Origin of the sequence: Chitinophaga sp. (assembly GCF_036569125.1) — a bacterium.
Lineage (GTDB): Bacteria > Bacteroidota > Bacteroidia > Chitinophagales > Chitinophagaceae > Chitinophaga.
This window is the reverse complement of the sequence record NZ_DATCRF010000176.1, coordinates 1-5,003: the sequence shown is the minus strand read 5'-3', so window position 1 is coordinate 5,003 and position 5,003 is coordinate 1. Positions and strand designations below refer to the sequence as shown.

Below are 5,003 nucleotides of genomic sequence, written 5' to 3'. Positions count from 1 at the left end.
GTGCACGGGCAATACCCAGCTTCACGGCTTCTGCCTGGCCTTTAATACCACCACCGGCAGCGTTCACCTTCACGTCAAATTTGTCCAGCGCGTCAATGGTTTTAAAGGGCGCTTCTACCTGGTTCTGCAGGTATACAAGCGCGAAATATGTTTTATAGTCCTTGTCGTTAACAGTAATGTTGCCGGTACCCTTGCTTACATACACGCGGGCTACAGCTTCTTTACGACGACCAATGGTATTTTTTTGCTTTTCCATGTATCAGAGAAGAATTAGAAAGTTAAGGTTTGCGGTTTCTGCGCTGTGTGCGGATGCGCAGCACCGGCATAGGCAAATAATTTCTTGTACATTTTACGACCCAGGCGGTTCTTAGGCAGCATACCTTTTACAGCCCTTTCTATCATTACTTCCGGACGGCGGCGGATCAGATCTTTAGCGATCTCTATCTTCTGACCACCGGGATAGCCGGAAAAGGTCTGGTATTCTTTTTCGTCCATTTTGTTACCGGTCAGGATCACTTTCTCAACATTGATCACGATCACGTAATCACCACAGTCGGTATGAGGCGTATAATAAGGTTTGTTTTTACCTCTCAGAATGGCCGCTATCTTGGCGCTCATGCGACCCAGCGTTAAGTTGGTAGCATCTACAATGTACCAGTCGCGCTTTACAGTAGCTTCGTTGGCCGATTTCGTTTTGTAACTTAAGGTGTTCATTTTTATACAATAAAATTTACGTCAGGTAAATAGTTGTCCCGTAAAATCGGGAGTGCAAAACTAAGTAGTTGCTGCGGAATAACCATGGGTTTAACGTTATTTTTTGTGAGCACCCCTTGTAATAGATTGATTTTCAATAAATATTTTGATAAAAAGTTTTCAACCAGCGCCAGATCCGCTATTGATGGGGCTTTTATTTAAAAAAGTAAAGGCTTGCCATGATTAGCAAGCCTTTACCAACATATGATAATTTTTTTTACTGATCGTAGCCGGGATTCTGTGTAAGTTGTTTATTTACATCCCTTTCACGTTGCGGTACCGGCAATACCAGGTAGTTATCAGTATACGCTTTTGTGCCTACATTCATTTTCAGCCTTTTCTTGGTCCACAGCCAGTCGCCTTCAAAAGCCAGCTCGCGGAAACGCTCCTGCACGATCTGGTCGGCGGTAACGGTAGTTAAAGGTGTGGCATGGGACCGTTCACGTACGGTATTCACGTCCTGCAGCGGGGTGGCATTACCAACTTGTGCAGCGCCACTGCGCGCATTAGCTTCTGCACGGGTCAGGTACATTTCAGCTAAGCGTACTACAGGAATAGATTTATACAGCGTACTCCATTTACTGGTATAATAAGCCCCATTGTCATCTGTATACACAAATGCCTTACGGTCATCATTATCCTCATACAGGGTCAGTTCTGCAGGGTCTACTTTTACATCACCTCTTCCTATGGGAGCAAGGGCATACAAGGTTACCATCCCGTTGTTGGTGGTACCTGCATTACTCTGATCGGTCTGCTGGATCCCAAAAATATCCTCCGCGCTGTTCACCGTATTATTAAAAGCCTTATCAAAGGTGCTGGTCAGCTCATATTTATTGCTGGCAATTACTTCATTGGCGGCGGTAGCTGCTTCTGTATATTTTTGCTGTGCAAGATATACCCTTGATAAAATAGCTAACGCAGTATACTTGGTGGCCCTGCCATTCACATTTTCCTCCGGCAGCTTGGCCACTGCATCCGTAAGGTCGCTAATGATCTGAGCATAGATCTCAGACACTTTTGCCCTTGGTTTATTATCCCGGGTGGCATCATAAGAGCTTACCGGTTCCAGCACCAGCGGCGCAGTTTCATTCACCGTCTGGTTGCCGGCAGAGTAAGGCTGGCCAAAGAAGTTAGCCAGTTCAAAATAGGAAATGCCTCTGATGAATTTAGCCTCTCCTTCCGTTTCATCTTTAATACTGGCGTCTACCAGCGCCAGCTTATCCAACACGGTATTTACACTGCTTATTATAATATAGGAACGGCCCCATATGCCGGATACCACAGCGGAAGAGGATACCTGTGCTTTATTGAAAATATCCCTGTATTCTGTAAAGGTGCCGGTAAACCGAACCTGCCCGCTACTGCCCAGCAGATCAGCCATGAGCTTATACCGTTCACCATATGCATTAAAGTGCTGCAATGAGTTATACGCACCAAACAGCACGGCCTGCACATCATCGGAAGTTTTGATCTGGTCCGGGGTAATGTTGTTGGCCGGGTTTACATCCAGTTTTTTATTACACGCTGTACCGGTTAGTAGCAATGCGCTGATAAGGCTGTATGTTATATATCTTTTAAGTTGCATGTTCTACAATTTTTTGATCGCTTAAAATTTAACGTTCGCGCCTAACACAAACTGCCTGGCCTGCGGGATAGTATAGAAATCCACGCCACCGCCTACGTTGCGGGAAGTTTCTGAAGAAGAACCCAGCGGAGTGGTGTTTACTTCCGGATCGCTGATGTAATCTGTTTTTGTCCACAGGTTGTAGGCAGAAACATAGATCCTTGCACCGGAGATCTTCAGTGTATTCAGCACCACCTTTGGAAGGCTGTAGCCCAGCGTAAGCGTTTTTAAGCGTATATAGGAACCATCATAGATCCAGCGGGAAGAGGCCCGCTGACCGGTAGGATAGCTCAGGCTCACGCGCGGTACATTGGTAATATCGCCGGGCTTTTGCCACCTGGCCAGCACCTCAGTGGTCTGGTTATCCAGGTTGCCGCCAAAGCTGGCTGACTGGTATACACCGGCCCTGTTATAGATCTCATTGCCCTGTACAAACGTGAAGAGCACGCCCAGGTCAATACCCTTGTAGGAAAAATTGTTGTTAAAGCCGCCGGTATAGTCCGGGTTGGAGTTGCCAACCACCTGCCTTACCGCCAGGTTATAGTTATTGGTGGGTTTACCATCCTTGTCGGCATACAAAGCGTCGCCGGTTGCAGGATCTACACCCAGGTATTTCTGCAGGTAGAAAGCGCCAATCGCTTCGCCTTCCACAGCCCGTTGTTCCCCGCTGGTAATGATCTGTCCATTAAGATCACCAACCCGGTTCTTGTTATAGGCAATGTTAAAAGAGGTGGTCCAGCGGAAAGGTCCCTCAATATTCACAGAGTTCAGGCTCAGCTCAACACCCTTGTTGCTTAATTTACCAAGGTTCTGGGTAACAAAGCTGTAACCGGTTGTGGACGGAATGTTCACACTCAGCAACAGGTCGGTGGTTTTCTTAGTGTAATAATCAACCTCACCGGTTAAGCGGCCATTGAAAAATCCAAACTCAAGGCCTACATCTGCCTGCGCTGTTTTTTCCCAGTGCAGGTCAGGGTTGCCCAGCTGGTTAGGCGCAAAGCCTGGCAGGTTGGGATAATTGGTAATGCTGTACAATGAGAGATAACGGTACTCGCCGATTTCCGCGTTACCTGTTAAACCATAGCTGGCACGCAGTTTCAAATAGCTTAGTACTTTCAGGTTCTTCATAAAATCTTCCTGGGATATAATCCAGCCCAGTGAACCTGCGGGGAAAGTACCATACTTCTTGTTGGGACCAAAACGGGAGGATCCGTCTGTTCTTACGCTGGCGCTTACCAGGTATTTATCTTTAAAGCTGTAGTTAGCGCGTGCAAAGTAGGAAAGGAAGTTATAACGGTCGTTGGACGAGGTACCGAAGGTAACCTTGGTAGCGCCGGATAAATTCTTTACCGCATCTGAAGGGAAACCTTCTGCCTGCAAGCCGTTACTCTTATTGTCATTCTGCAGGTAGCTCATACCTAATACGGCAGACAGCTTGTGCTTTTCTCCTATTACCGGAGATACCGTGAAATAGTTATTGGTATTGAATGTTACCGCCTGTGTGCTGAAATTCTGGCCTTTACCAATGCCGGCGCCGTCTGATGAGTTTTTACTGCTAAAGCCTTCCTGGTAGAAGCTCATCACATCAGCACCAAATTCACTCCGGAAAGATAACCAGGGCAGAAAGTTATAGTTTGCATAAGCATTGCCCATGGTTCTGAAAGTGGTTTGTTTATCACTGTTCAGCGAGGCATCGTTCAAACCGTTAAAGTATAACGTATTCGGGTATACGTTCGGTTTGCCGGTTGCAGGATCTGTAAGCGGTGAAATAGGCATTTGCGCTACCAGCTGACCGGGTGTGGAAAGTGAGTTATCATCTGAAATACGCATCAGCTCAGACCTGTTAATGCTCAGGTTCATACCAAACGATAATTTATCTGTTGCTGCCTGCTCCAGGTTCAAACGGGCGCCATAACGGCGGAACCGGTTCACGATTACTACTGCATCCTGATCGTTATAAAAGCCGGATACAAAGAATTTTGTTTTTTCATTACCACCGCTGGCGCTCAGGTTCACATTGTTGCCCCGGGCTACATCCCGGTACAGCAGGTCTTCCCAGTTGGTGTTCACAGCCTGGTTCCTCCAGTCAGTTCCCAATGAGTAATAATCCAGGTAACCTTCGTATGCTTTTTTATAGTCAGCAATGGCTTCTTCTTCCGTACCATAACCACTGTCGCCGTTGGTAAAATCTATTCTGCCATCATTCACAGCAGCTTCCTCAATCAGGTCAACATACTGTTTGGCATTCAGGAAATGGCGTTTTTTAGTAGGCTTACCCCAGTTGGTGCTTATATCCAGGTTAAGCGTGGTTTTCTGACCAGTCTTGCCCTTTTTAGTGGTAACCAGCACTACACCGTTGGCCCCACGTGCACCATAGATGGCCGTAGCTGCAGCATCTTTCAATACTTCTATAGATTCAATATCGTTCGGGTTCAGGTCCGTTAACGGGTTGGTGATTTCATTGTTTGCGTCCGACTGGCTCTCTGTTTGTATGGGCAAACCATCTATTACATACAGCGGCTGGCTGCTGGCAGAGATAGAAGAAGTACCGCGTATGCGCACCTTCAAGCCCTGGCCTACCTTACCACTGCCGGATTCTATTACCACACCGGCGGCTTTACCC

At 47.0% G+C, this 5,003-nt stretch carries 4 protein-coding genes; all 4 read right to left on the bottom strand.

Annotated elements, in window-relative coordinates; all coding sequences use genetic code 11:
* A partial coding sequence (gene rpsI / locus VIM87_RS06390; protein WP_331996172.1) for a 30S ribosomal protein S9 occupies positions 1-256 on the bottom strand: 256 nt, incomplete at its 3' end.
* 14 nt (positions 257-270) lie between these two features.
* Positions 271-714 carry a 50S ribosomal protein L13 gene (rplM, locus tag VIM87_RS06385; RefSeq protein WP_331996171.1) on the bottom strand — a complete coding sequence of 148 codons (444 nt, stop codon included), beginning with the start codon at positions 712-714 and terminating at the stop codon, positions 271-273.
* A 256-nt stretch (positions 715-970) separates the two neighbouring features.
* Positions 971-2,341: a RagB/SusD family nutrient uptake outer membrane protein gene (locus tag VIM87_RS06380; protein ID WP_331996170.1), complete on the bottom strand. Its 1,371-nt coding sequence runs from the start codon at positions 2,339-2,341 to the stop codon at positions 971-973.
* 21 nt (positions 2,342-2,362) lie between these two features.
* Positions 2,363-5,003 (bottom strand): SusC/RagA family TonB-linked outer membrane protein (locus VIM87_RS06375; protein ID WP_331996169.1); only part of this gene is annotated, 2,641 nt, incomplete at its 5' end.

What these genes read in the sequence shown, in the direction of transcription:
- rplM (WP_331996171.1), bottom strand. Translation starts at nt 714, where the DNA reads ATGAACACCTTAAGTTACAAAACGAAATCGGCCAACGAAGCTACTGTA.
- VIM87_RS06380 (WP_331996170.1), bottom strand. Translation starts at nt 2,341, where the DNA reads ATGCAACTTAAAAGATATATAACATACAGCCTTATCAGCGCATTGCTA.